At 63.3% G+C, this 24,309-nt stretch carries 22 protein-coding genes and 5 tRNA genes; 8 read left to right on the top strand and 19 right to left on the bottom strand.

The window, feature by feature from the left end:
- Positions 1–62: 62 nt before the first annotated feature.
- A complete protein-coding gene (hemA, locus tag AC0IPL_RS09905; RefSeq protein WP_474274068.1) occupies positions 63–1,286 on the bottom strand; it encodes a 5-aminolevulinate synthase in 1,224 nt (407 codons plus the stop codon).
- A gap of 391 nt (positions 1,287–1,677) precedes the next feature.
- On the opposite strand from hemA, the gene AC0IPL_RS09900 reads away from it, so the two are divergent.
- On the top strand, positions 1,678–3,069 hold the full coding sequence (locus AC0IPL_RS09900; protein WP_474274066.1) for a M20/M25/M40 family metallo-hydrolase: 1,392 nt from the start codon (positions 1,678–1,680) through the stop codon (positions 3,067–3,069).
- 91 nt (positions 3,070–3,160) lie between these two features.
- Here AC0IPL_RS09900 and AC0IPL_RS09895 read toward each other — a convergent pair whose 3' ends face one another.
- From AC0IPL_RS09895 to AC0IPL_RS09860, 8 genes are all read right to left on the bottom strand, one after another.
- Complete coding sequence (locus AC0IPL_RS09895) at positions 3,161–3,556, bottom strand: acyl-CoA thioesterase (RefSeq protein ID WP_474274065.1); 396 nt, start codon at positions 3,554–3,556, stop codon at positions 3,161–3,163.
- Between the two features lie 141 nt (positions 3,557–3,697).
- Positions 3,698–3,774, bottom strand: a tRNA-Asp gene (locus AC0IPL_RS09890).
- Between the two features lie 81 nt (positions 3,775–3,855).
- Positions 3,856–3,932, bottom strand: a tRNA-Asp gene (locus AC0IPL_RS09885).
- A gap of 83 nt (positions 3,933–4,015) precedes the next feature.
- A tRNA-Asp gene (locus tag AC0IPL_RS09880) sits at positions 4,016–4,092 on the bottom strand.
- Positions 4,093–4,302: 210 nt separating this feature from the next.
- Positions 4,303–4,378 (bottom strand) — tRNA-Val (locus AC0IPL_RS09875).
- Positions 4,379–4,464: 86 nt separating this feature from the next.
- The gene (locus tag AC0IPL_RS09870) at positions 4,465–5,034 is read right to left on the bottom strand and encodes a histidine phosphatase family protein (RefSeq protein ID WP_474274064.1); all 570 of its coding nucleotides are present in this window, start codon (positions 5,032–5,034) and stop codon (positions 4,465–4,467) included.
- Between the two features lie 121 nt (positions 5,035–5,155).
- A tRNA-Val gene (locus AC0IPL_RS09865) sits at positions 5,156–5,230 on the bottom strand.
- A 102-nt stretch (positions 5,231–5,332) separates the two neighbouring features.
- Positions 5,333–5,788 (bottom strand): Lrp/AsnC family transcriptional regulator, encoded by a 456-nt coding sequence (locus tag AC0IPL_RS09860; RefSeq protein ID WP_474274062.1) that lies wholly within the window; start codon positions 5,786–5,788, stop codon positions 5,333–5,335.
- Positions 5,789–5,920: 132 nt separating this feature from the next.
- On the opposite strand from AC0IPL_RS09860, the gene AC0IPL_RS09855 reads away from it, so the two are divergent.
- The gene (locus AC0IPL_RS09855) at positions 5,921–6,970 is read left to right on the top strand and encodes a Glu/Leu/Phe/Val family dehydrogenase (RefSeq protein WP_474274060.1); all 1,050 of its coding nucleotides are present in this window, start codon (positions 5,921–5,923) and stop codon (positions 6,968–6,970) included.
- A 319-nt stretch (positions 6,971–7,289) separates the two neighbouring features.
- On the opposite strand, the gene AC0IPL_RS09850 is transcribed toward AC0IPL_RS09855, so the two are convergent.
- The 6 genes from AC0IPL_RS09850 to tgt form a co-directional block, all read right to left on the bottom strand.
- Positions 7,290–7,757, bottom strand: a complete 468-nt coding sequence (locus tag AC0IPL_RS09850) for a DUF2269 family protein (RefSeq protein ID WP_474274059.1) — start codon at positions 7,755–7,757, stop codon at positions 7,290–7,292.
- Entirely contained in the window at positions 7,754–8,488 is a 735-nt protein-coding gene (locus AC0IPL_RS09845) for a DoxX-like family protein (protein WP_474274057.1), read from the bottom strand. Before AC0IPL_RS09845 ends, AC0IPL_RS09850 begins: the two co-directional genes overlap by 4 nt.
- 53 nt (positions 8,489–8,541) lie before the next feature.
- Entirely contained in the window at positions 8,542–9,048 is a 507-nt protein-coding gene (locus AC0IPL_RS09840; RefSeq protein WP_474274055.1) for an NAD(P)H-binding protein, read from the bottom strand.
- 331 nt (positions 9,049–9,379) lie between these two features.
- On the bottom strand, positions 9,380–11,791 hold the full coding sequence (lon, locus tag AC0IPL_RS09835; RefSeq protein ID WP_474274053.1) for an endopeptidase La: 2,412 nt from the start codon (positions 11,789–11,791) through the stop codon (positions 9,380–9,382).
- A gap of 338 nt (positions 11,792–12,129) precedes the next feature.
- The gene (locus tag AC0IPL_RS09830) at positions 12,130–13,215 is read right to left on the bottom strand and encodes an alkene reductase (RefSeq protein WP_474274051.1); all 1,086 of its coding nucleotides are present in this window, start codon (positions 13,213–13,215) and stop codon (positions 12,130–12,132) included.
- 257 nt (positions 13,216–13,472) lie between these two features.
- Positions 13,473–14,603 carry a tRNA guanosine(34) transglycosylase Tgt gene (gene tgt, locus AC0IPL_RS09825; protein ID WP_474274049.1) on the bottom strand — a complete coding sequence of 377 codons (1,131 nt, stop codon included), beginning with the start codon at positions 14,601–14,603 and terminating at the stop codon, positions 13,473–13,475.
- Between the two features lie 69 nt (positions 14,604–14,672).
- On the opposite strand from tgt, the gene rimK reads away from it, so the two are divergent.
- The 3 genes from rimK (at position 14,673) to AC0IPL_RS09810 (ending at position 17,517) form a co-directional block, all read left to right on the top strand.
- Complete coding sequence (gene rimK, locus AC0IPL_RS09820; protein ID WP_474274047.1) at positions 14,673–16,079, top strand: 30S ribosomal protein S6--L-glutamate ligase; 1,407 nt, start codon at positions 14,673–14,675, stop codon at positions 16,077–16,079.
- A 269-nt stretch (positions 16,080–16,348) separates the two neighbouring features.
- The gene (locus AC0IPL_RS09815; RefSeq protein ID WP_474274045.1) at positions 16,349–17,239 is read left to right on the top strand and encodes an SPFH domain-containing protein; all 891 of its coding nucleotides are present in this window, start codon (positions 16,349–16,351) and stop codon (positions 17,237–17,239) included.
- Positions 17,239–17,517, top strand: coding sequence for a hypothetical protein (locus AC0IPL_RS09810; protein WP_474274043.1), 279 nt, complete (start codon positions 17,239–17,241; stop codon positions 17,515–17,517). Before AC0IPL_RS09815 ends, AC0IPL_RS09810 begins: the two co-directional genes overlap by 1 nt.
- Positions 17,518–17,547: 30 nt before the next feature.
- Here the strand turns inward: AC0IPL_RS09810 and AC0IPL_RS09805 are convergent, their stop codons facing one another.
- Positions 17,548–18,321 carry a hypothetical protein gene (locus AC0IPL_RS09805; RefSeq protein WP_474274041.1) on the bottom strand — a complete coding sequence of 258 codons (774 nt, stop codon included), beginning with the start codon at positions 18,319–18,321 and terminating at the stop codon, positions 17,548–17,550.
- 264 nt (positions 18,322–18,585) lie between these two features.
- On the opposite strand from AC0IPL_RS09805, the gene AC0IPL_RS09800 reads away from it, so the two are divergent.
- The 3 genes from AC0IPL_RS09800 (at position 18,586) to tpiA (ending at position 20,335) form a co-directional block, all read left to right on the top strand.
- Positions 18,586–18,948: an SUF system Fe-S cluster assembly protein gene (locus AC0IPL_RS09800; RefSeq protein ID WP_474274039.1), complete on the top strand. Its 363-nt coding sequence runs from the start codon at positions 18,586–18,588 to the stop codon at positions 18,946–18,948.
- A 139-nt stretch (positions 18,949–19,087) separates the two neighbouring features.
- Positions 19,088–19,447: a HesB/IscA family protein gene (locus tag AC0IPL_RS09795; RefSeq protein ID WP_474274038.1), complete on the top strand. Its 360-nt coding sequence runs from the start codon at positions 19,088–19,090 to the stop codon at positions 19,445–19,447.
- Positions 19,448–19,585: 138 nt separating this feature from the next.
- The gene (gene tpiA / locus AC0IPL_RS09790; protein ID WP_474274036.1) at positions 19,586–20,335 is read left to right on the top strand and encodes a triose-phosphate isomerase; all 750 of its coding nucleotides are present in this window, start codon (positions 19,586–19,588) and stop codon (positions 20,333–20,335) included.
- Positions 20,336–20,530: 195 nt separating this feature from the next.
- On the opposite strand, the gene AC0IPL_RS09785 is transcribed toward tpiA, so the two are convergent.
- From AC0IPL_RS09785 to AC0IPL_RS09775, 3 genes are all read right to left on the bottom strand, one after another.
- A complete protein-coding gene (locus AC0IPL_RS09785) occupies positions 20,531–21,907 on the bottom strand; it encodes a TRAP transporter large permease (protein WP_474274035.1) in 1,377 nt (458 codons plus the stop codon).
- Positions 21,907–22,584: a TRAP transporter small permease gene (locus tag AC0IPL_RS09780; protein WP_474274033.1), complete on the bottom strand. Its 678-nt coding sequence runs from the start codon at positions 22,582–22,584 to the stop codon at positions 21,907–21,909. Before AC0IPL_RS09780 ends, AC0IPL_RS09785 begins: the two co-directional genes overlap by 1 nt.
- A gap of 113 nt (positions 22,585–22,697) precedes the next feature.
- A complete protein-coding gene (locus AC0IPL_RS09775; protein WP_474274031.1) occupies positions 22,698–23,699 on the bottom strand; it encodes a DctP family TRAP transporter solute-binding subunit in 1,002 nt (333 codons plus the stop codon).
- Positions 23,700–24,309: the final 610 nt, after the last annotated feature.

Raw genomic sequence — 24,309 nt, 5'->3', positions numbered from 1 at the left:
AATCCACACATTGATTGACAACAGCGTAACACACTCAATGTAAAATTACACTGATCAGTATGTTACCCGGCAAGTTCGGCACGATTCAGCGCACAATGCGCCCACAATGCGTCCATCGCGTTGACAAGCGCGTCAATTTCACGCGGTCCATGCACCGGCGAAGGTGTGAACCGCAGCCGCTCTGTGCCGCGCGGCACGGTGGGGAAGTTGATCGGCTGCACGTAGATGCCGTAATCCTCCAGCAGGTGATCGGACAGCACCTTGGTATGCACCGGGTTGCCAACGATCACCGGCACGATATGGCTGCCGTGGTCGATGATCGGCAGGCCCAGCCCCTTCAGGCGCAGTTTCAGCACCTTGGCCTGGTCCAGATGCTTGTCGCGCAGATCCTGCGCCCGCTTCAGATGCGCAACCGACGCCGCCGCCCCTGCCGCCACCGCAGGCGCCAGCGACGTGGTAAAGATGAAGCCCGGGGCGTAGGAGCGGATCGCGTCGCACATCTTGGCGGAGGCCGCGATATAGCCCCCCATCACGCCGAAGGCCTTGGCCAGGGTGCCGTTGATAATGTCGATGCGGTGGGCCAGCCAGTCGCGTTCCGTCACACCGCCGCCGCGCGGGCCGTACATGCCAACGGCGTGCACCTCGTCAATGTAGGTGAGCGCGCCAAATTCATCCGCGATATCGCAAATCTCTTCGATCGGGCCAAAATCGCCGTCCATCGAGTAAACCGATTCAAAAGCAATCAGCTTCGGCGCCTTGGGGTCGTCCGCCGCCAGCAGCTCGCGCAGATGCGCCACGTCATTGTGGCGGAACACCCGCTTGGCCCCGCCGTTGCGGCGCACGCCTTCGATCATCGAGGCATGATTCAGCGCGTCGGAATAGATAATGAGGCCGGGAAACAGCTTTGGCAGCGTGCTCAGCGTCGCATCATTGGCGATATAGGCCGAGGTGAACAGCAGCGCCGCTTCCTTGCCGTGCAGGTCCGCCAGCTCCGCTTCCAGCTGTTTGTGATACACCGTGGTGCCAGAGATGTTGCGAGTGCCGCCCGATCCCGCACCAGTGGCATCAATCGCCTCATGCATGGCCTTCAGAACAACCGGGTGCTGCCCCATGCCCAGATAGTCATTGCCGCACCAGACGGTAATATCCTGCTGGCTGCCGTCGGGGCGGGTCCAGACCGCATGCGGAAACTGGCCCTTTTTGCGCTCGATGTCGATAAAGGTCCGGTACCGGCCCTCCTGATGAAGGCTGGAAATCGCTGCGTCCAGTTTCGCGGTATAGTCCACCGACATCTCCATAGCTAAAGGTGTTCCAGCGGAACACGCGGGGCTGTGTTCAGGGCACTGCCTTCTGGCGATGCGGCCACATTCACGTTGCCGAATGGTTACCGCAGCAGCCCCTTCCGATCAACTGCATACGTCCAGACGCGGCTGCGCGACATTGATGCAGGTCAAATAGAGCTTTCACCGCGCGCGGGCAAGCACCCCGGCACGCGGACGGCTGCGAATGACGGCACGTCCCTTGCGTCCATGCGGCATCCGCCGCGGCTGGCAGGGAGGCGAAAATTCAACATATGCGGCGGCTTGCCGCCTCTGGCCCCGGCCGGGGCGCGCTGTTAGGCTCCGCGGCAAAGTGACACCAGCGCCGGTGCGCCCGGCCAGGAAGGAGACCATACCAATGGCACTGAATGACGTTCTGGACCGCATCGACGCGGATCTCGAAGCCGCAACCACCCGCCTGCTGGACCTGCTGCGCATCCAGTCGATTTCCACCGATCCTGCCTACAAGGCCGAATGCGACAAGGCCGCCGACTGGCTGGTCGCCGACCTCAACGCCATCGGAATCAAGGCGGAAAAGCGCGAAACCCCCGGCCATCCGATGGTGGTGGGCCATGTCGGCGAGGAAAACACCGACGCGCCGCATCTGCTGTTTTACGGCCACTACGATGTGCAACCGGTGGACCCGCTGAACCTTTGGAACACCCCGCCGTTTGAGCCGCAGCTGGAAGAGACCCCGAATGGCACCGTGATCCGCGGCCGCGGCGCCTCTGATGACAAGGGCCAGCTGATGACCTTCGTGGAGGCCTGCCGCGCCTGGAAAGCGGTCAACGGCACCCTGCCCTGCCGCATCACCTTCTTCTTCGAGGGCGAAGAAGAATCCGGCTCGCCCTCGCTGATCCCCTTCCTCGAGGCCGCGAAAGACGAGCTCTCGGCCGACATCGCGCTGATCTGCGACACTTCGATGGTGTCCCGCGGGGTGCCGTCGGTTGCGTCGCAGCTGCGCGGTATGCTGAAGGATGAATTCACCCTGACCGGCCCGCGCATCGACCTGCATTCCGGCCACTATGGCGGCCCGGGTCTGAACCCGCTGCGCGAAATCTCCCATATCATCGCCTCCTTCCACGACGCTGAAACCGGCGCCGTTGCGGTGGACGGCTTCTACGAAGGGGTCCACGAGGTGCCCGCCGACATCCTGCGCCAGTGGCAGGGCTGCGGCTTTGACGAACAGGACTACCTGTCCAACGCGGGCTACACCCAGGCCCATGGCGAGAAGAAATACTCGGTTCTGGAACAGCAGTGGGCGCGGCCGACGCTGGAAATCAACGGGTTGTGGGGCGGCTACCAGGGCGCAGGCTCCAAGACCGTGATCCCGGCGCAGGCGCATTGCAAGATCACCTGCCGCCTGGTCGGCGACATGGACCCCGACGCGCTGCGCCAGAAGATCCGCAAACACGTCGAGGACCGGCTGCCCGCCGATTGCACCGTGACCTGGGACGTGGATCTCGAAGGCTCCCCTGCCTACGTGATTGACACCACCCGCCCCGAATTCGAAGCCGCCCGCGGCGCGCTGAGCGACGAGTGGAACCGCGAGGCGGTGTTCTCCGGCATGGGCGGTTCGATCCCGGTGGCGGGGTATTTCAAGTCGATCCTGGGCATGGACGCAATGCTGATTGGTTTCGCCAATGAGGATGACGCGATCCACTCCCCGAACGAGAAATACGACCTCGAGAGCTTCCACAAAGGCATCCGCTCCTGGGCGCGGGTTCTCGACGCGCTGTCGCGCAAGTAAGCCGCCGCAGGTGGAGGCACCCCAGGCGCCTTCTCGAAATCCACGAAGCCCCGGCTACGGCCGGGGCTTTTTTACACCCGCGCACCGCCGCTCAGGTCGCGTCGCGGATCACCGGCCTCGGGCGGGCGTTCTCGTCCAACGCCACGAAGGTGAAAATCGCCTCCGTCACCTGCTGGGTCTCCTCCTGATGGCGGGCCCGGCGCCAGGCCCGCACCCGGATCCGCATCGAGGTGCGCCCGATCTTCAGCATTTCCGCAAACAATGATACTTCGTCCCCCACCAGCACCGGGCGGTGAAACTGGATCTCCTCGACCGAGACCGTCGACGCCCGCCCCTTGGAGACCCGCGCAGCGATGGTTCCCGCCGCAAGGTCCATCTGGCTCATCAGCCAGCCACCAAAGATGTCGCCCGCCGGGTTGGTATCGGTGGGCATCGCGATCACGCGCAGCGTCGGCTGGGTTTCGGGCGGCTGCATCTGCTGGCTCATCTACTGTCTCCTGGCGCAAACGGGGCTACCCCCAGCATTGCAGCCGCGCACAGAAGACGAAAGAGCCAAGCGGCAAAACACCCGAGAGCGAGGAGCCTCGATGCCGAGAAAACAGGCGAATTCCTAGGGAAGTGGGGAAAGTGGCGCGGTTGACGGGGCTCGAACCCGCGACCCCCGGCGTGACAGGCCGGTACTCTAACCAGCTGAGCTACAACCGCGCATAGGCCTTTCGGCTGGCCACCTAGTGGCCGATGTCCCCTCCGGGGCGGGCCCTGAAACGTCAGGGCAACAGGCGAAAGTGGCGCGGTTGACGGGGCTCGAACCCGCGACCCCCGGCGTGACAGGCCGGTACTCTAACCAACTGAGCTACAACCGCATTTTCGCCTTGCGGCGGACCGTTGCCGGTCCAGTTCCCCTCCGGGGCGGCTCCCGTTTCAGCCCCGGGATGGGGCACAGCAGTGGCGCGGTTGACGGGGCTCGAACCCGCGACCCCCGGCGTGACAGGCCGGTACTCTAACCAACTGAGCTACAACCGCCCGCTGCGTCTTCAGCATCGCTGCTGAATGTTGGGCTGTAATATGCGCCACCCTGCGCACCGTCAAGCCGTGTTTTGCCTTTTTCGGAACTTTCCCGGAAAAAAATCAGACTCACCATTCAAGGCCTTGAAACAACACAGGAAACACTCCAGCGAACAGGCAGCCGAACCGCGGTTTGTTGATCTATCTGATGGGCCGGTGAAGGGGGAATGGTGGGTCGTGAGAGGCTCGAACTCCCGACATCTTCGGTGTAAACGAAGCGCTCTACCAACTGAGCTAACGACCCGTTGGGCGGGGATTTAGCCAATGACGTCGGGCGGCGCAAGAGGTAAAAACAGATTTTTTTCGTCCTGCAAAGCCCGGCCTCGCAAACTAGGCCAGGACCGTTTCCTGACCGTCCTCCAGCACATAGACACAGCCCTGCCCGTTCGGCAGCGCCGCCATCTGCGCGCGCGTCAACCCACAAGCGATGCCGCGCATCACCTGCCCCAGCAAGCCATGCGCCACAACCACCGCAGGACCGTCGAGCGCGCGCATGAACGCCAGAATGCGAGCGTGGAAACTCTCATACCCCTCGCCGCCGGGCGCGTTGCAGAACAGGTCCAGATTTTGCGGATTGCTTGCATGGATCTCGGGATACTTCTCCGCGACCTCCGCCAAGGTCATCCCCTGAAACGCGCCCGCATAAGCCTCTGCCAGCCGTGGATCGGTTTCAAACGGAGCGCCGCCCAGGGCAATGTCAGCAGTCTGCTGCGCCCGCCCCAGCGGCGAGACGAAACAGGGCAAGCCGGGCCGCAGAACCGGGCGCATCAGCTCTGCCTGGCAGCGGGCCTGGGCTATGCCCAATGGCGTTAGCGATGATTCCAACTGCCCCTGGATACGATGCTCGGCATTCCAGTGGGTCTGCCCGTGACGCAGCAACCAGATCTTGGGAAAGGGCATGGCGGTCTCCTTCTCTGCCTCCCCCAGTGGTAGCGCCCGGATGACGCCACAGAAACCCGGAAACAGCGCCGTAAAAGCAAAAGGCGCTCAACCTTTTTCAGGGAGCGCCTTTGCGAAATAATGGTGGGTGATAAGAGATTTGAACTCCTGACATCTTCGATGTGAACGAAGCGCTCTACCACTGAGCTAATCACCCGTGAGGCAGGGTATTACCCGCAGCCTACGGCCTCTGCAAGAGGGGCCGACAAAGAATTTTCACCTCGGCGAAGATTTTCTGGACCCGCGCCCCTGCGCCGCTTCAGCAGCTGGGCAAAGCATCGCGCTGGATCATCGTGCGCAGGGTGAAACTGGAGCGGGTGTTGCGAATCCCCGGAACCCGCATCAACCGGTCCTCCAGGAAGCGGTCGAAATCCGCCAGATCCTCCGCCACCACCCGCAGCAAAATATCCCGCGTGCCAGTCATCAGATAACATTCCATGACCTGATCAAACTGGCGCACCGCCCGTTCAAACGCCATCAGCGCATCGCGCGACTGCCGCTCCAGCTCCACCGCCACAAAGATCGTCACCGGCAGCCCAAGCTTGGACTGATCCACCCGCGCAGAATAGCCGCTGATGACGCCGCTGTCCTCCAGGTTCGCCACCCGGCGCGCGCAGGGCGTGGGCGACAGGCCAACCATGGACGACAACTCCGATATGCGCAGCCGCCCATTGCGCTGCAAAGCCGCCACAATCCTGCGATCAATCGAATCCACGCCGATTTCCTCCAATATCCCACCAGATAGTGGATCATACCACTAAACCAGCGAACGAAAGCAGCCCTTTTTGGTGAAAACCGGCGCTGCCGCACCACTATTATCCCGGCACGTTGAGGAGGAGCCTTCCACATGACCGTGACCGCCGTCGCATCCACCACCCACGAAGAAATTATCCGCGTCGAAGACGCCTCTGTTGGGCTGGTGGGCTTTATCGCCATTCATTCCACCCTGCTTGGCCCGGCTGCGGGCGGGCTGCGCATGCGCCCCTACGCCAGCGAGGCCGAGGCGCTGACCGACGTCAAACGTCTCAGCGAGGGCATGACCTACAAGAACGCCGCCGCGGGCCTGCCGCTGGGCGGCGGCAAGGCGGTCATCATCGGTGACCCGATGGCGCAGAAATCGCCGCAACTGCTGCGCGCCTTTGCCCGCGCCATCGACGGGTTGCAGGGGCGCTACATCACGGCCGAGGACATGGGCATGAGCCCCGCCGACATGGCCGTTCTGGCGGAGGAAACCAGCTGCGTCGCAGGCTTGCCGGATGGGGAGTTTGCCAGCGGCGATCCCTCCCCCATCACCGCGCGGGGCATCTTCAACGCCATCTGCACCACGCAGGCGCACAAGCATGGCAGCCGCGATCTGACAGGCCTCACCATTTCGGTGCAGGGGCTGGGGCATGTCGGCTGGTACCTGTGTCGGTTCCTGTCAGAGGCCGGTGCCAAACTGGTGGTGACCGACATCGACGCGACGCGCGTCGACAAGGCGGTGTCCGAATTTGGCGCCCGCCCCGTCGGGTTGGAGGAAATCTATGGCGTGCAGGCCGACATCTTTGCCCCCTGTGCCATCGGTGGTATCCTGAACGCAGACACCATTGCACAGCTGAAAGTGGGCATCGTTGCGGGCGGCGCCAACAACCAGCTGGCCACGCCCGCCGACGGGGCCGCGCTGCATGAGCGCGGCATCCTCTACGCCCCCGATTTCGTGGCAAATGGCGGCGGCATCATCAACGTCGCCACAGAGATCCTGAAGATCGCCGACCGCAGCGGGTTCGTGGCCGAAAAACTGGCCGCGCTGGACGCAACCCTGGCCACCATCCTGCAGCAGGCGCGGGTGGAAAACACCAGCCCCGATGCGGTGGCCGTGGCCACGGTTCAGGCCCGGATGGCACGCGAAGCCGCCTAGGCACACCCCCCAGACGACGCAACAGCCTGCGGCCCGGCGCCTTCCCTCCCCCGGCCTCGGGTCTGGCTGCCTGGCCCCTTCGGGGGCAGGCGGCGCGCCGGACCGGGCAACCGGTCCGGCGCCACCCCCAACGGGTCCGGTTGCGCCCAAGGCGCAGCCCGACCGGGCGGGAGCTGCGCCGAACGCCGACACCAAGACCCCCGTCACAGAACGGCCAGAACGGAGGAGCAGACCTGAAAAGGGCGGCCCCGGCGGGTGGAGCATTCCGGACTTTGGGACATGGACACGACGCTCTCCAAAAGCATATCGAGGTCCTTTATCAGAATGTCGGCCTGGTCAGCATCAGCCAAACTATGGCCAGCACCGCCCCAAAAGCAGGAAATCCCAAAGCGAGCCACCAGCGATAAAGTCTGTGGTATTTCGCAGGTAGGGGTTTTCCAGCATCCTGAGCAGCGATGGCAAGATTACGCATCTGAATTTGCATCCAGACAACAGGCAACCAAAACGCGCCAACTAAGACATAAAGCGCGAGTGACAGGGCGACCCAGCCTTCGAATAGCGGCCAGCCGACGTCGCGGGCCAAAAAATGGCCAGTAATCGGTTGGATGATCGCAGCCGAGGCTGTGAAAACAGTATCCGCGAACACGACAATACCAGCGACATGCGCGATAAGTCTGGGATCGTCGCTCAGATTGGAAATAACCATGAAAAAAGCTATGCCTGCCCCGGTTCCCAACAAAACAGTCGCGCCAATGACATGCAGAAAAAGCAGGACTTCGTAGGTCATCTTTCTTCCATCATTAGCCATACCAGAGCGGCAAGTGCCATCCCGGGCAGAACCTTGACCATCGGCCCAAGGGGATCTGCCCAAAGATCAGGTGCGGCAACAAGGCTGCCAATCAGATAAGCGCTCGACAGGCCGAGCATTCCGAGTGCGGCGTGCCTGGTCCACGGTCTCCACAATATTCCGATGCCCAAAAGAATGTCTGCCACAGCCCCGCCGAGCACGGTCGGGGCAATCACCCAAGAAGGCACCGCGCGTTCAGCCAAGACAGTCATGGCACGAGCCGGATCAATGAAGGTTATCAAGCTGGATAGGAGCCAGAATATGGCCAGCGTCCCGATTCCAAGCGGGAGCGCGATGTAGGCGCGGGAAAAGAGCCGTTCTTGACGCGTCGCGGGTAAGAGAGCGAGTGTATCATCCAGCGATCGGCAAGGTCTCCCTCCGGCATTCTTCCAGGCGTCCGGCTCGCCGCGAATGCCATCCGCAAGCGCCGTAAGGGCCGTGGTTCTTAGCGGTGAACGCCAACCCAGATACCCAAACAGATCCGCAATTTTTCCCACGGCGGGCAGAAGCCCCCTTGGAATCGTCGGGCAGGCAACCGGGTCCGCCCACCCCTGCCATCTTCGAACCTTACTCAGCAGGTCGGGAAAGTTGTGAGTATCCTGTTCGGTGAGATCCGCGATAGTGCCGGAGTCTATTCGCCCCTGGGCGGATGCCACGACCGCAGCAGCCACACCCCCAACATAAACTGTCTGGACCTGCGCATTTGGCAGGACACGTGGCTGAATCAACGGCAGCGCGGAGGCCGCGCGAAGAAGTGCCGTCCCCCATAAACCTCTTGAGACAACACAAGCGTAGGGCGCAGGACGATCCAGTTCGCAGCGCGTGAAGAGAGGATCATATCCCCTCGCGCTTTCGTCCGAAAGAAGGCGGTTGAGGCCGTCTCGGAAACACCGGCGGCGGAAATCTGAATGATCCGAACCGACAAGGCAGCTGCAGCCTCAACGAGGCGTTCCACAGCTGCCACATGGATCGCCTCCAGATCGTCCCTTGCGCCATCCTGAAGGGCGCCTGAAGAATTCACAATCACATCGACACCATCGAGTATCGCCCACCATTCTTCAGTTGTAATGGTTGGTATATCGCGGATAATCCACTCAACAGATAGGTCCACCGCATTCGCGGAACGCATAGATCGCCCGACGCCGATGACTTCAAAGCCTGCCTTGGCAAGTGCCCGCATGCAGGCAAGTCCAATCAAACCATACCCTCCAAGAACAATCGCTTTAGGCACTCTTATTCCTTTCCCGTGCATCAACTGCCCATGATATGCGATCCTGAAGAAAACCTGGAACTATCCTGTTTTATTTGGCCAGGAACGGGAAAACCAAAGAACAGACTTCAATATTTCTAACTGTGGGCTTCGGAACTTTCTCCCGGAGCTAGCGTAATTGTGCATCAAATATTATCGAGAAAAGTCAAACGCCTGCCGAGGAAAACCTCGGCAGAGGTAGTTTCTGTGTCCCAAAGGCGGGAATGCGCGACCCTGCGGGACCGCTCTTTCTTTTCACAACCCGTCGCGGCGCCGGTCAAACTGCCAATGCAGCAGACCGGGCCAGCCGGGATCAATGCGCCGTGGCGGCGGCGCCTTCAGCCTTTTCCTTCAATGCGGCCTTAGCGGCAGCGGCTTCCTCGGCTTCCTCATCCCATTCGATCGCCTCGGGCTTGGACACCAGCGCATGCTCCAGCACCTCGGACACATGAGAAACCGGGATGATCTCCAGCCCCTCTTTCACGTTGTCCGGGATGTCCGGCAGGTCTTTCTCGTTCTCCTGCGGGATCAACACCGTCTTGATGCCGCCACGCAGCGCCGCCAGCAGTTTTTCCTTCAGCCCACCAATGGCACTGGCATTGCCGCGCAGGGTGACTTCCCCCGTCATGGCGATGTCCTTGCGCACCGGAATGCCCGTCAGCACCGACACGATGGCCGTCACCATTGCAAGGCCCGCGCTCGGCCCGTCCTTTGGGGTGGCGCCATCCGGAACGTGCACGTGGATGTCCAACCTGTCGAACTGGGGCGGCTTGACGCCGATCTGCGGGCTGATCGAGCGCACATAGCTCGACGCCGCCTCGATCGACTCCTTCATCACGTCGCCCAGCTTGCCGGTGGTCTTCATCCGGCCCTTGCCCGGCAGGCGCAGCGCCTCGATCGACAACAGCTCGCCTCCGACGGACGTATAGGCCAGACCGGTGACAACCCCCACCTGATCTTCCATTTCCGCCAGACCATAGCGGAACTTCTTCACGCCCAGGAAATCATCCAGATTGTCGGCGGTGACAGTCACGCTGTCGGCCTCTTTCTTGATGATCTTGGTCAGCGATTTCCGCGCCACCTTGGCAATCTCGCGCTCCAGATTTCGCACCCCCGCCTCGCGGGTGTAGGTGCGGATCATCTCGGTCACGGCGTCCTCGGTCAGCTCGAACTCCTTGGCCTTCAGGCCGTGGTTCTTCACCTGCTTGGAAATTAGGTGCTGCTTGGCGATCTCGCGCTTCTCATCCTCGGTGTAACCCGACAGCGGAATGATCTCCATCCGGTCCAGCAGCGGCCCCGGCATGTTGTAGCTGTTCGAGGTGGTCAAGAACATCACGTTCGAGAGGTCATACTCCACCTCCAGATAGTGATCCATGAAGGTGCTGTTTTGTTCCGGATCCAGAACCTCCAGCATCGCCGACGCGGGATCGCCCCGGAAGTCCTGCCCCATCTTGTCGATTTCATCGAGCAGGATCAGCGGGTTGGTGGTCTTCGCCTTTTTCAGCGCCTGGATAATCTTGCCCGGCATCGACCCGATATAGGTGCGGCGGTGGCCGCGGATCTCGGACTCGTCGCGCACGCCGCCCAGGGAAATGCGGATGAACTCGCGCCCCGTGGCCTTGGCAACGGATTTGCCCAGCGAGGTCTTGCCGACGCCCGGCGGGCCGACGAGGCACAGGATCGGCCCCTTCAGCTTGACCGAACGCTGCTGCACCGCCAGGTACTCGACGATCCGCTCCTTGACCTTCTCAAGCCCGTAGTGATCCGCATCCAGGATCTCCTGCGCCTTGTTCAGGTCCTTCTTGACTCGCGACTTGGTGCCCCACGGGATCGACAGCATCCAGTCGAGATAGTTGCGCACCACGGTCGCCTCTGCCGACATCGGCGACATGTTCTTGAGCTTCTTCAGCTCGGCGTCAGCCTTCTCCCGCGCCTCTTTCGACAGCTTGGTCTCGGCGATCTTCTCTTCCAGCTCGGCGATTTCGCCGGCGCCCTCTTCGCCGTCGCCCAGCTCCTTCTGAATGGCCTTCATCTGCTCATTCAGGTAATATTCGCGCTGGGTCTTCTCCATCTGCGATTTGACGCGGGTCTTGATCTTCTTCTCGACCTGCAGGACCGACATTTCGCCCTGCATCAGGCCATAGACCTTCTCCAGCCGCTCGCTGATGCTGAGCGTCTCCAGCAGTTCCTGTTTGCGGTCGACCTCAATGCCCAGGTGGCCTGCCACCAGGTCAGCCAGCTTGGCCGGCTCGGTCGTCTCGCCCACCGCCGACAACGCCTCTTCGGGGATGTTCTTGCGCACCTTGGCGTAGCGTTCGAACTCATCCCCCACGGTGCGCACCAGCGCCTCGGTGGTGGTGACGTCACCGGGGATTTCGGTCAGCTCGACCGCCTTGGCCTCGAAAAAGTTGTCATTGTCGAGGAAATCGGTGATCTGCACCCGCGTCTGACCTTCCACCAGCACCTTGACGGTGCCATCGGGCAGCTTCAGCAGTTGCAGCACATTGGCCAGCACACCGGCGGTGTAGATGCCATCGGTTTCGGGATCGTCCTCGGCCGGGTCGATCTGGCTGGACAGCAGAATCTGCTTGTCATCGGCCATGACCTCTTCCAGCGCACGCACCGATTTTTCCCGGCCCACGAACAGCGGCACGATCATGTGGGGGAAAACCACGATGTCGCGCAGCGGCAGGACTGGGTAGGAGGAATTGAGTGGCTCTTGCATACTCGGTCCTTTGGTTTGGCAAGACGGTCCGGCCCCGGTCTCGGCAGCTTTGGCCCGTCTCCTCATTGGATGTCTATATCTGGTGGGGCGGTTGATGGTTTTCAACTGCCCTGCCGCCAGGTTGGGGCTCACCTTGCCCGCACAGCCGCCGGATCACAAGGGCGCAAATGGGGAAAGGGTGAGCAAAGCTATAACGCCGCCGCGGGTGGCGCCTTCCTGCTGATCCGCAGGGCGCATCCCAGCCCGTTTCTGCCCCGCACCGGCCCGAGACGACGGGCAGATCCACCCGCCCGCCGCCTGCTCAACGGCAGCCCGCAGGGGGGCCGCCGCAGCTGCGATCACTCGGCCGCAAGGGAGGTCAGCGCGGGATAGTCAGTGAACCCCTCGTCACCGCCGCCATAATAAGTCTCCGGATTGCCTGCGTTCAGCGGTGCGTTTTGCTCCAGCCGTGCGACCAGGTCGGGGTTGGCAATGAACGGCCGCCCAAAGGCCACCAGATCCGCAGCACCGCTGTCGGTGCGCGCCAACGCCGACTCGCGATCATAGCCGTTGTTGGCCATGTAAGTGCCGGTATACAGCCTGCGCAGGGCGTCGAAATCGCCGTCGCGGGCGCCACCTGTTTCCCCTTCGACCATGTGCAGATAGGCCAGCCCATAGCTGTTCAGCCGCTCGATGACTGGGGTGAAATGGGCCACCGGATCGCTGTCCGACACATCGTTGAAAGTGGCAAAGGGCGACAGGCGCACACCAATGCGATCAGCGCTCCAAACCGTGCGCAGCGCGTCCAGCACCTCAAACAGGATGCGGGCGCGGTTCTCAGGCGAGCCGCCATAGGCATCCGAGCGGGTATTGACGCCATCCTTCAGGAACTGCTCCAGCAGGTAGCCGTTGGCGGCATGCAACTCGACGCCGTCAAAGCCCGCTTCTTTGGCATATTTTGCCGCCTGCACGTAGTCATCTGTGAGCCGCCGGATGTCGTCCACGCTCAGCGCCTTGGGCGTGGCGGTGGGTTCAAACCCCGCATGGGTAAAGGTCTGCGCATCGGCGGCCTGATCGGTGGGACCAACCGCCGCCACGCCGTCGGGCAGCAGCGAGTCATGGGTGATCCGCCCCACATGCCACAGCTGGATGACGATCTTGCCACCCTTGGCATGCACCGCATCCGTGACCTTGCGCCAGGCGGCGGCCTGCGCCGCGGTATGGATACCCGGCGTCTGGATATAGCCCTTGCCCTCTGGGCTGATCTGGCTGCCTTCGGTGATGATCAACCCGGCCCCGGCCCGCTGGGCGTAATAGTCGACATGCCGATCCAGCACCTCGCCGGTCCGGTCGTCGGCCCGGTTGCGGGTCAGCGGTGCCATCACCACGCGGTTTTTCAGTTCGATCGCACCCGCAGTTGCGGCGGAAAACAGTTTCTGGCTCACGGAAAGCATCCTTTGGACAAAGTTTCCAGCAACAGGAATGTTGCCTGCCAAAAAACCTGTGCATCCGCAGCGGCACTTACAACCCTACCGTCACAGGAATGTTAGTCTGGCACCGCCGGCGGTGCGACGTCAGCCTCTCCGCCACAAGCTGGCGCGCCTGAAAAGCGCGCATTCACCCCGGAGTATTTCGCCAAAAAAGACGCAAGGACACGCCCCGCGCCTCTTTCTGGTTTCAAATACTCATGCCGGACGGGACGTCACAGCGGCTCAATATCGCCCTGTGCGCGGGTATCGTGGAAGTCTTTTTGCCAGGCCTCGAAGGTGCCCGCCGCGATCGCCTCGCGCATGCCTGCCATGATTTCCTGGAAATAATGCAGGTTGTGCCAGGTCAGAAGCATGCCCGAAATCATCTCGTTGCTGCGAAAGACGTGGTGCAGGTAGGCGCGGGAGTAATTGGCGCAGGCCGGGCAGGAACAGGCCTCATCCAGCGGGCGCGGGTCGTCCTGGTGGCGGGCGTTCTTGATGTTGACCACACCGTGCCGGGTAAACACCTGCCCCGTGCGACCCGAGCGCGACGGCAGCACGCAATCCATCATGTCGATGCCGCGGGCCACCGCGCCGACGATGTCGTCGGGCTTGCCGACGCCCATCAGATACCGCGGCTTGTCCTCGGGCAGGAAGCCGGGGGCATGGTCCAGACAGCCGAACATCGCCTCCTGGCCCTCGCCCACTGCCAGGCCGCCAACGGCGTAGCCGTCAAAGCCGATCTTCTTCAGCGCCTCGGCCGACTCCTCGCGGAAATCCTGCTCCAGCCCGCCCTGCTGGATACCGAACAATGCGTGGCCGGGGCGGTCGCCAAAGGCCTCGCGGCTGCGCTCCGCCCAGCGCATCGACAGGCGCATGCTCTCAGCGATGCGCGTGCGGTCGGCGGGCAGCGCCGGGCATTCGTCGAAACACATCACGATGTCGGACCCCAGGAGCTTCTGGATTTCCATTGACCGTTCCGGCGTCAGCTCATGGCGGGAGCCGTCGATGTGGCTCTTGAAGGTCACGCCCTTCTCGGTCAGCTTGCGCAGCCCCGCCAGCGACATCACCTGGAACCCGCCACTGTCGGTCAGGATCGGCCGGTCCCAGTTCATGAACTTGTGCAAACCGCCCAACCGGTCGATGCGCTCGGCAGTGGGACGCAGCATCAGGTGGTAGGTGTTGCCCAGCAGGATGTCGGCGCCTGTGGCGCGCACGCTTTCTGGCAGCATCGCCTTCACGGTGGCAGCGGTACCCACCGGCATGAAGGCCGGGGTGCGGATCTCGCCGCGCGGGGTATTGATGACACCAGTGCGCGCCTTGCCGTCGGTTGCCTTCAGTTCAAAGTTGAAAAGCTCTGCCATCTCGTGTTCCTGCCGTTACCATGACACCGGCACACCGGTGATTCCCCCTAATGCCAAGGAGCCCCGCGCATGTCCACCTCAGACCCGGCGCCGCAATTGAAACTGGGCTGGGAAGAATGGATCAGCCTACCCGATCTCGGGCTGCCCGCGCTGCGGGCCAAGGTTGATACAGGCGCCCGGACCTCCTCTCTGCACGCCACCGAAATCGAAACCTTTGGTCCGACGGACGCGCCAAAGGTCCGGTTCATCGTGCATCCGATCCCCGGCCAATACGATCTGGAAATCCCCTGCTCCGCCGACATCAAGGATCGCCGCGAGGTGACGTCCTCCAACGGCGAGAGCGAGATGCGTTTTGTCATCGCGACCAGCATGGAGGTCGCCGGGCGCAGCTGGCCGGTTGAGCTGACCCTGACCGACCGCCGCGGCATGGCGCTGCACATGCTGCTGGGGCGGCAGGCGTTGGACAATGTGACGGTGGATCCCTCCGACCGCTTTTGCCAGCCGCAGCTGGACTACTCCGTCTACGCCTCTGCCGATATTCGCAAGGCCGCCCCGAAACGCGCCCTGCGTATCGCCGTCCTCAGCCGCGAGAGCAACTATTCCAACCGACGCCTGATCGAAGAGGGCGAGAAACGCGGCCACACGGTGGAGATCATCGACACCAACCGCTGCTACATGGCGATCAACACGCTGGCGCCGGAGATCCACTACGACGGCCGGCGGCTGCCGCGCTTCGATGCGGTGATCCCGCGCATCGGGGCCTCGGTCACGCAATACGGCACGGCGCTGCTGCGCCAGTTTGAAACCCTCGGCACCTTCTGCATCAACGGCTCTGCCGGCATCACCGCCAGTCGCGACAAGCTGCACGCGCATCAGATCCTTGCGCGCCACAAGATCGGCATGCCCGCCACCGCCTTTGCCGCCTCGCCCAAGGACACGGCCAATCTGATCGGCATCGCCGGCGGCGCGCCGCTGATCGTCAAGCTGCTCGAAAGCACCCAAGGCAAGGGCGTGGTGCTGGCCGAAACCAAGAAAGCCGCCGAAAGCGTCATCACCGCCTTTCGCGGTCTCAAGGCCAACTTCCTTGTGCAACAGTTCGTCAAGGAGGCCGCAGGTGAAGACATCCGCTGTTTCGTCGTCGGCACCCGCGTGGTGGCGGCGATGAAACGCTCCGGCGCAGAGGGCGACTTTCGCTCCAACCTGCACCTGGGCGGCAGCGCGGTTGCGGTGCGCATCAGCAAGGAGGAACGCGCCACCGCGGTGCGCGCGGCGCGGGCCTTTGGCCTCAACGTGGCGGGCGTCGACCTCTTGCGCTCCGAAAATGGCCCCAAGGTGCTGGAGGTGAACTCCTCGCCTGGCCTGGAAGGCATTGAGAAAACCTCGACCAAGAACATCGCCGGGCTGATCCTGGACGAGATCGAGGGCCGGGTACGGCCCGCCCCCTTGCGGCGGCGCAAGCCCGTGTCGACCGGTTGAACCGGTCCGGCGGCAGGCCACGCCACACCGCGGCCGCCGCCACCTGCCGCAACGGCAGAACAGTTGAAATCCGCAGCGGCAACGCCCAAACTGCTGACATTACCCGGACTTGGGCCACCCCTTGACCACATCGCAGACACCGGGCGCGCCCCTGCTGCCAGACACCGGCGCGACGGCCGCCAGCCAGCCAGCGCCGCCCGCAGCCGCCCCTCGCCGCCATGGCGCCCGCCGCATGTGCGGACAGCCCCCGGCAACCAAAGGACGTATTGATGACCGAAGACTTCATTCTGGATTTGCTCGCCAGCAATATCCTCTACCTGCTGGGGGCACTGCTGCTCGTCATCGTGGTGCTCAAGGGCATCCGCATCGTGCCGCAGTCGCAGAAATTCGTGATCGAGCGCTTTGGCCGCCTGCATTCGGTGCTCGGCCCCGGCATCAACTTCATCGTGCCCTTCCTGGACGTGGTGCGTCACAAGGTGTCGATCCTGGAACGTCAGCTGCCCAACGCCACCCAGGACGCGATCACCAAGGACAACGTGCTGGTGCAAATCGACACCTCCGTGTTCTACCGCATCCTTGAGCCGGAAAAGACCGTCTACCGCATCCGCGACGTGGATGGGGCCATTGCCACCGCCGTGGCCGGTATCGTGCGCGCCGAGATCGGCAAGATGGACCTTGATGAGGTGCAGTCCAACCGCTCACAGCTGATCGCGCAGATCCAGCATTCCGTCGAAAGCGCCGTCGACGATTGGGGCATCGAGGTCACCCGCGCCGAGATCCTGGACGTGAACCTCGATCAGGCCACCCGCGACGCGATGCTGCAACAGCTCAACGCCGAACGCGCCCGGCGTGCCCAGGTGACAGAGGCCGAGGGCCAGAAACGGTCTGTTGAACTGGCCGCCGACGCCGAGCTTTACGCCGCGCAGCAGACCGCCAAGGCCCGCCGCATCGAGGCCGAAGCCGAGGCCTATGCCACCGAGGTGGTCGCCAGGGCTATCGCCGCGCATGGGCTTGAGGCCGCGCAATACCAGGTGGCGCTCAAGCAGGTGGAGGCGCTGAATGCGCTTGGCAACGGCGATGGCAAACAGACCATCGTGTTGCCGGCAGCCGCGCTGGAGGCCTTTGGCGATGCGTTCAAACTGCTGAAGGGCGGCAAGTGATGGCAGGGCAGTTTTGGGCATTGTGGTGGGTCTGGGGCGCCGCGGCATTGGTGCTGGGGATTCTGGAAAGCCTGGTGCCCGGCTTTGTGTTCCTGGGCTTCGCCATCGGCGCGGCCGCGGTGGCGGCGCTGCTGCTTCTGGGCGCCAGCGGCATCGGGCTTGCGCCGTTGCTGCTGATATTTGCGGCGCTGTCGCTGGCGGCCTGGCTGCTGATGCGGCGGCTGTTCGCCCTGCCCAAGGGCCAGGTCAAGACTTTCGACCACGACATCAACGACTGACCGGCGACAGCAAGAAGGCGTGGGGAAAGGTCAGAACCGGAACCCCACGCCCGCCAGCAACCCATGGACCACGACGTCGTGGCGGAAATACCCGGCGGTGCCGCGCTGGCCGTCTTCATGGTCCACCCCCAGACCGCGATACATCACATAGACCGACGCCCGTTGCCAGCGGTCGAAGATGACGCCGCCTGTCGCCGACCAGCTCTGGCCCGCCCCGCCAGATCCGCCGATGTCGCCCTCCAGCAGCAGGCTCAACCCCGGCGTCAGGCGGCGCTGCCAACGCACCCCCGCAATCGCATCGCTCCACGCCGCGCTGCGCCGCAGGCTGCCCGCCGCGCTGCTTTGCACATCGACGTCCCAATGACGGAGGCCCGCAAACAGTTCCACCCGGTCGCGCGCCGCCGGATCCGCGGGCCCGCGCCCCAGCCGGTAGGTCACCACCGCTTCGCCGATGTTCTGGTCGAAATCCGCCAGCGCGCCGCTGCCGCGTCCGTCGGCATCCTGCACGGTATAGCGCAGACGAAAGCCAAAGCGGCTCCTGTGGCGCCCTTCGAATTCCAGCGCGCCCCCCGCCCGCAGCGGATCCAGCACATCGCCGGGGTCGATCGACAGGCCGCCCCCGGCGAAACCCAGCTCGGTGATGCCCTCCACCGATCCCGCCTGCGCCAACGGCGTCAGCTGAAACCGCCACGCCGGTTCCGCTGCCGCGCTGCCCGCCCCCAGCGCCAGCAGCCCCGCCAGCGCCGTCACGCCCGCCTGCCGTACTGCGGCTGCACATCCTGGCTCGACAACTGATATGGTCATGGCACCTCCGGGTGCGGCGAGGCGATCCCCGGCGCGCGCCCGCATTCGCGGCGCCGCGTCCGGTCGGGCCCACACGCTTCCCCTGCCCAACCGCAGCCGTTGTCGGTGCGAGGCACAAGGGGATCACAATCTAGTGCAAAAAGCCCCTGAAATCAATTTTCCGCGACGTGCCGGACAGGAAGTTCACACGGCGCCGCCAGCACCACTGGACGCCGGGGCGTGTGTTTCCTATATAAACGGTCGGAAAACCAGACCGGAACTCGCATGACCAACCCGTCCGAACCTCTCGAAGGCACCCCGCTGATCGCGCCCTCCAGCGTCGACCACCCCCTCTACGAGGCGGTGGCAGATGCCTGCCGCTCTGTGTATGACCCGGAAATTCCGGTCAACATCTATGAGCTGGGCCTGATCTACACCATCGACATCAGCGCAGAGAACGAGGTCAAGATCATCATGACCCTGACGGCGCCGGGCTGCCCCGTGGCCGGCGAGATGCCGGGCTGGATCGTGGATGCGGTCTCTCCGTTGCCCGGCGTCAAGGACGTCGACGTGCAGCTGACCTGGGAGCCGCCCTGGGGCATGGAGATGATGTCCGACGAAGCACGGCTGGAACTGGGCTTCATGTAAGCCGCCCGCGCTGCGTCTCTGCGCGGCGCCCACCCTCCCGGCGCCGGCCCCTGCGGCCCGCCGCAATAGGCCTGCCCCCCTTGAGCCTGCCCCGCCACGCCCCTACGTTAAGGGCAAGCGCGAAATTTGGAGTACACGCATGTTCGGCATCCCCGGCAAACAGGCCGTCACCATGACCGCCAAGGCAGCGGCGCAGATTGCCAAGCTGATGGAAAAGGACGGTCATGCCGGCCTGCGCATCGGCGTCAAGAAGGGCGGCTGCGCGGGCATGGAATACACCATGGAATACGTCGATGAAGCCGCCCCGAACGACGAGGTTGTGGAACAGGACGGCGCCCGCATCCTGATCGCGCCGATGGCGCAGATGTTCCTGTTCGGCACCGAAATCGACTATGAGGTGACGCTGCTGGAAAGCGGCTTCAAGTTCAACAACCCCAATGTGGCCGAGGCCTGCGGCTGCGGTGAATCCATCAGCTTCAAGGAACAATCCGACAGCTGAACCGGCACCAAACGGGTGGAACCGGCGGGCGGGGTCTTCCCCGCCCTTTTGCGTTCCGCCCAGGCGCGCAAGCGAATTGCACCGCGCCGCCGCGGGTGCTACCTGTCACCTCCAAACAGATCAGCGGAGGCTTTCCCCATGCGGCGCAAACTGGCAGCAGGTAACTGGAAGATGAACGGCACCGGCGCAAGCCTGGCAGAGCTGACGGATCTGGCCGAACGCCACCCCAGCCCGGCGGTGGACATCCTGATCTGCCCGCCCACAACCTTGCTGTCGCGCGCAGCGGAGAAGGTTCAGGGCGGCGCCATCGCCCTCGGCGGTCAGGACTGCCATGCGCAGGGCTCCGGCGCCCATACCGGCGACGTCTCGGCGGCAATGCTGAAAGACGCCGGCGCCAGCGCCGTGATCCTTGGACACTCCGAGCGCCGCGCCGATCACGGCGAAAGCAACACCGACGTTTGCGCCAAGGCCGAAGCCGCCATCGCCGAAGGGCTGACGGCAGTGATCTGCCTCGGCGAAACCCTGCCGCAGCGCGAGGGCGGCGAGACGCTCGAGGTGGTGGGGGCCCAGCTCGCCGCCTCCGTCCCCGCCTCGGCCACCGCAACCAACACCGTCATCGCCTATGAGCCCGTCTGGGCCATCGGCACCGGCAAGGTGGCCACGCTGGAACAGATCGGCGAGGTCCACAACTTCCTGCGCACCGAACTGGTGCACCGTTTCGGCGCGGAAATCGCCGATGGCATCCGCCTGCTCTACGGCGGTTCGGTCAAACCCTCCAACGCGGGCGAGATCTTTGCCGTCGCCAATGTCGACGGGGCGCTGGTCGGCGGCGCGAGCCTGCGCGCGGGCGATTTCTCCCCGATCATCGAGACACTGGAAACCCTCTGAACCGCGCCGCGCGGCGCGGGCCTCCGGCGGGAGTATGTGTTGACCAGAAAGAAGCTGTGCAGTCGGCTGTTTCTTCTGGCCAGAAATATCCGGGGGGAATGCGCGCGCCGCGCGCAGACGGGCAAAGCCCCTGCCCTGGAATGAAAAAACGCCCCGGATCACCGGGGCGTTTTCTTGTCGCACATATCGCGGCACCTAGTTGGTTATGATCTCCGGCCCCATCACCGCGTTTGGCAGCACCGTCGACAGCCAGGGCACATAGGTGATCAGGATCAGGAAGACGAACAGCACCGCCAGGAACGGCAGCGCCGCGCGCACCACGCCCATCATCGGCATGCCTGCAACACCCGAGGTCACGAACAGGTTCAGACCGACCGGCGGCGTGATCATGCCGATCTCCATGTTGACCACCATGATGATACCCAGGTGGATCGGATCGATGCCCAGCTCGATCGCAATCGGGAACACCAGGGGGGCAACGATCACCAACAGACCCGACGGTTCCATGAACTGGCCTCCGATCAGCAGGATCACGTTCACCACCACCAGGAACATCACCGGACCAAAGCCCGCCGACAGCATCGCATTGGCGATATGCTGCGGCACCTGTTCATCGGTCAGCACATGCTTGAGGATCAGCGCATTGGCGATCACGAACAACAGCGTCACGGTCAGCTTGCCCGCCTCGAACAGCGTCTGTTTGGTGTCGCTGTGCAAAAAGGCCGTGATCAGCGCGTATGGCTTTTTCAACAGCGATGTCTTGGCCGCGCCCTCGCCGTTCGACAGCGGCCCCATGTCCTTGTAGACAAAGCTCGCGATGAAGAAGGCGTAGATCGCGGCCACCGCCGCCGCCTCTGTGGGGGTGAAGATGCCGCCATAGATGCCGCCCAGGATGATAACGATCAGGAACAAGCCCCAACCAGCCTCCCGCGCAGAGGCAAAGATCTCGCCCCAGCCCAACCATTCGCCCTTTGGCAGGTTCTTGACCTTGGCCATCACATAGATGGTCACCATCAACATCAGGCCGGCCATCAAGCCCGGAATGACGCCCGCCAGGAACATCCGCCCGACCGAGACCTCAACCGCGGCCGCATAGACCACCATGACAATCGACGGCGGGATCAGGATGCCCAGCGTGCCCGCGTTGCAGATCACACCGGCGGCAAAGTCCTTGGAATAGCCCACCTGGCGCATGCCCGCGATCACGATTGAACCGATCGCCACCACCGTCGCCGGGGACGACCCGGACAGGGCCGCAAACAACATGCAGGCAAAGACGCCGGCAATCGCCAGCCCGCCCGGCAAGTGGCCGACGCAAGCGATGGAGAACCGGATGATCCGCCGCGCCACGCCGCCCGTGGTCATGAAGCTGGACGCCAGGATGAAGAACGGGATCGCCAGCAGGGTGAAATGTCCCTCGAAGGCTTCAAACAGCGTGCCCGCCACCGACGCCAGAGAGCTGTCGGAATAGATCAGCAGAAAGATGGTCGAGCTGAGGCCCAAGGACACCGCAATCGGCACCCCGATCAGCAACAGGCCGATCACCATCGAAAAGAGGATTACCACTTCCATCAGTCATGCTCCCCGCGCTGCGCCTGCACGTCTGCAATTTCGTCTTCGACCTCGTGGCTGGCCACCAGCCGGTCGGCCTCGCCGCGGGCGATCTGCACCGCCGCCTGGATGAACCGCACCACCAGCAGCAGCGTTGACAGTGGCAGCACGATATAGGGCACCACCTTGGGCAGCTTCTCGTAAGAGTCGCCATAGTTGATCAGGTTTTCCAGGAACCGCAGGAAGCTCACCATCGGCACGTCCTGGACCTCGTAAAAGCTCTGGCTGCGGGCCTTCATGTCAAAGCCGGTCGGGAACCACCGCCCCGAGGTCGGCGGCAGGTCGGCAAACACCGCCCAGTAGTCATAGGCCCCCTTCAGCAGCAGCAGCGAGAACACGATGCAGCAGGCGGCGGCAAACAGCCCCACGGCCCGGCGCACGCCCGGCGACAGCAGGTTGATGATCGCGTCAACACCCAGATGCGCATGCGCCTTTACCGCATAGGACGCCCCCAAAAGCACCAGCCAGGCGAACAGGAACACGGTCAGCTCCAGCGCCCACAGGATGTTGGAATTGAAAACGAAACGCGCGACCACATTGGCAAAGGTGATGATGGTCATCAGCCCCAGCAACAGCGCGATCAGGGTTTCTTCGAGTGTATTGAGTAGCCCGGTTGGGCCGGTTCTTGCCCCCGACATGATAGTCCCCCAAAATTTTGGATTGCTCGGTTGGGCCGCCGGTCAGAACCGCGGCGCCGGGTGCAGGACGCCCGCTGCGGGGGCGCCCTGCCTGTTTCAAGTCTGCGGGCGGCTTACAGGCCTGCGTTGATCGCCTGTGCCGCGTCGATCTTGTCCTGGCCGACGTCGCCTGCGAATTTCTCCCAGACCGGCTTCATCGCCTCGACCCAGGCGGCACGCTGTTCTGCGGTCAGCTCGCGCACCACGCCACCGGCGTCGATGATCGCCTGCTTGGCCTCGTTGTTCACCTTGGTGGATTCGGCATTCCGCAGCGTCGTCACCTCGTTCAGGATGGTCAGGAACTGCTCGCGCACCTCCGGCTCCAGGCTGTCCAGCCAGTCGACGCTGGTCACCACCAGGTAATCCAGCGCGCCGTGGTTGGTCTCGGTCACGCCGTCCTGCACCTCAAAGAACTTCTTGCCGTAGATGTTGGACCAGGTGTTTTCCTGCCCGTCCACGACGCCCTGCTGCAATGCGCCATAAACTTCGGAGAACGCCATCTTCTGCGGGCTGCCACCGATGGCTTCCATCTGCGCCACCAGCACGTCCGAGGACTGCACGCGGAACTTCAGCCCTTCGGCATCAGACGGCTCCACCAGCGGCTTGTTTGCCGACATCTGCTTCATGCCATTGTGCCAGTAGGCCAGCCCCTGCAGGCCGCGGCGCTGCATCGAATCCAGCATCTCCTGACCGGTCTCGGAAGCCTGGAACGCATCCACCGCCTCGATGTTCTTGAACATGAACGGCAGGTCGAACAGGCGGAACTGCTTGGTGAACTTCTCGAACTTCGACAGGCTCGGCGCGGCCAGCTGGACGTCGCCCTGCAGCATCGCCTCCAGCACCTTGTTGTCATTGTAGAGCGTGGAGTTCGGGTAGACCTCCAGGCACATGGTGCCGTTCATCTCTTCGTTGATACGCTTTTCCAGCAGCGAGGCCGCGATCCCCTTGGGGTGCTTGTCGGTGTTGGTGACGTGGCTGAATTTCACCACGATCTCGCCATCGTCGCAGGCAGCGCTTGCCGCACCAGCGGTCACGGTCAGCGCCATCGCGGTGGCGGCAGCAGTCAGCATCTTCATGTCATTCCTCCCAGAATTGCAGTGCTGTGTTCAGCAACGTGGCTGAAACCCGCAGGCAGCATCCCAACTTGCGGAAATCCGCTCAACCATTGATTCGAACCGCGGGAGAGACTCGAATTTCTCTTTATATTCCAATGGGTTTGAGGATCGAATCGCACGCCTCTTGCCACCGGCGGCGCAGGCTGTGCGAAATCCCGCACAGAGCGTTTCGGGCTTTGTGCGAAATTCCGCACAAATGTTAGCGCCCGTCAACTGGCACAGAATCGCCACGCTTCATCTTTCCCCACATACGCGTCTCTGTACCGCCGCCCCGGACGGGTGCCGCGACCGCGTGTTGCGCCCCCACCGTACGCCCTCCTTGCCGCGCCTTAACCCCGCTTTGCGATACTGACAGGCGTCGCGACACCGGTGCGGACTGACACCCCGCACCACCAGGAGAAACGGACCCCTCAGACCACCTCCTCATCGGGTGCAGGGGTGTCCCGCAACGAAGGCTTCAGCGGACATGGGGGGATCCTCCTCCCATCCTGCCTCCGCCCACGGCCCCCATCCGGGGGTTCCGGCGGCGCCGCCTCCTTGACGATCCCGGTCGCAGGACCGGGCCAGACGA

The sequence above is a fragment of the Leisingera sp. SA32 genome, assembly GCF_056033425.1.
The sequence above is the reverse complement of the archived record's forward strand: the minus strand, read 5'-3'. Positions and strand labels throughout refer to the sequence as shown.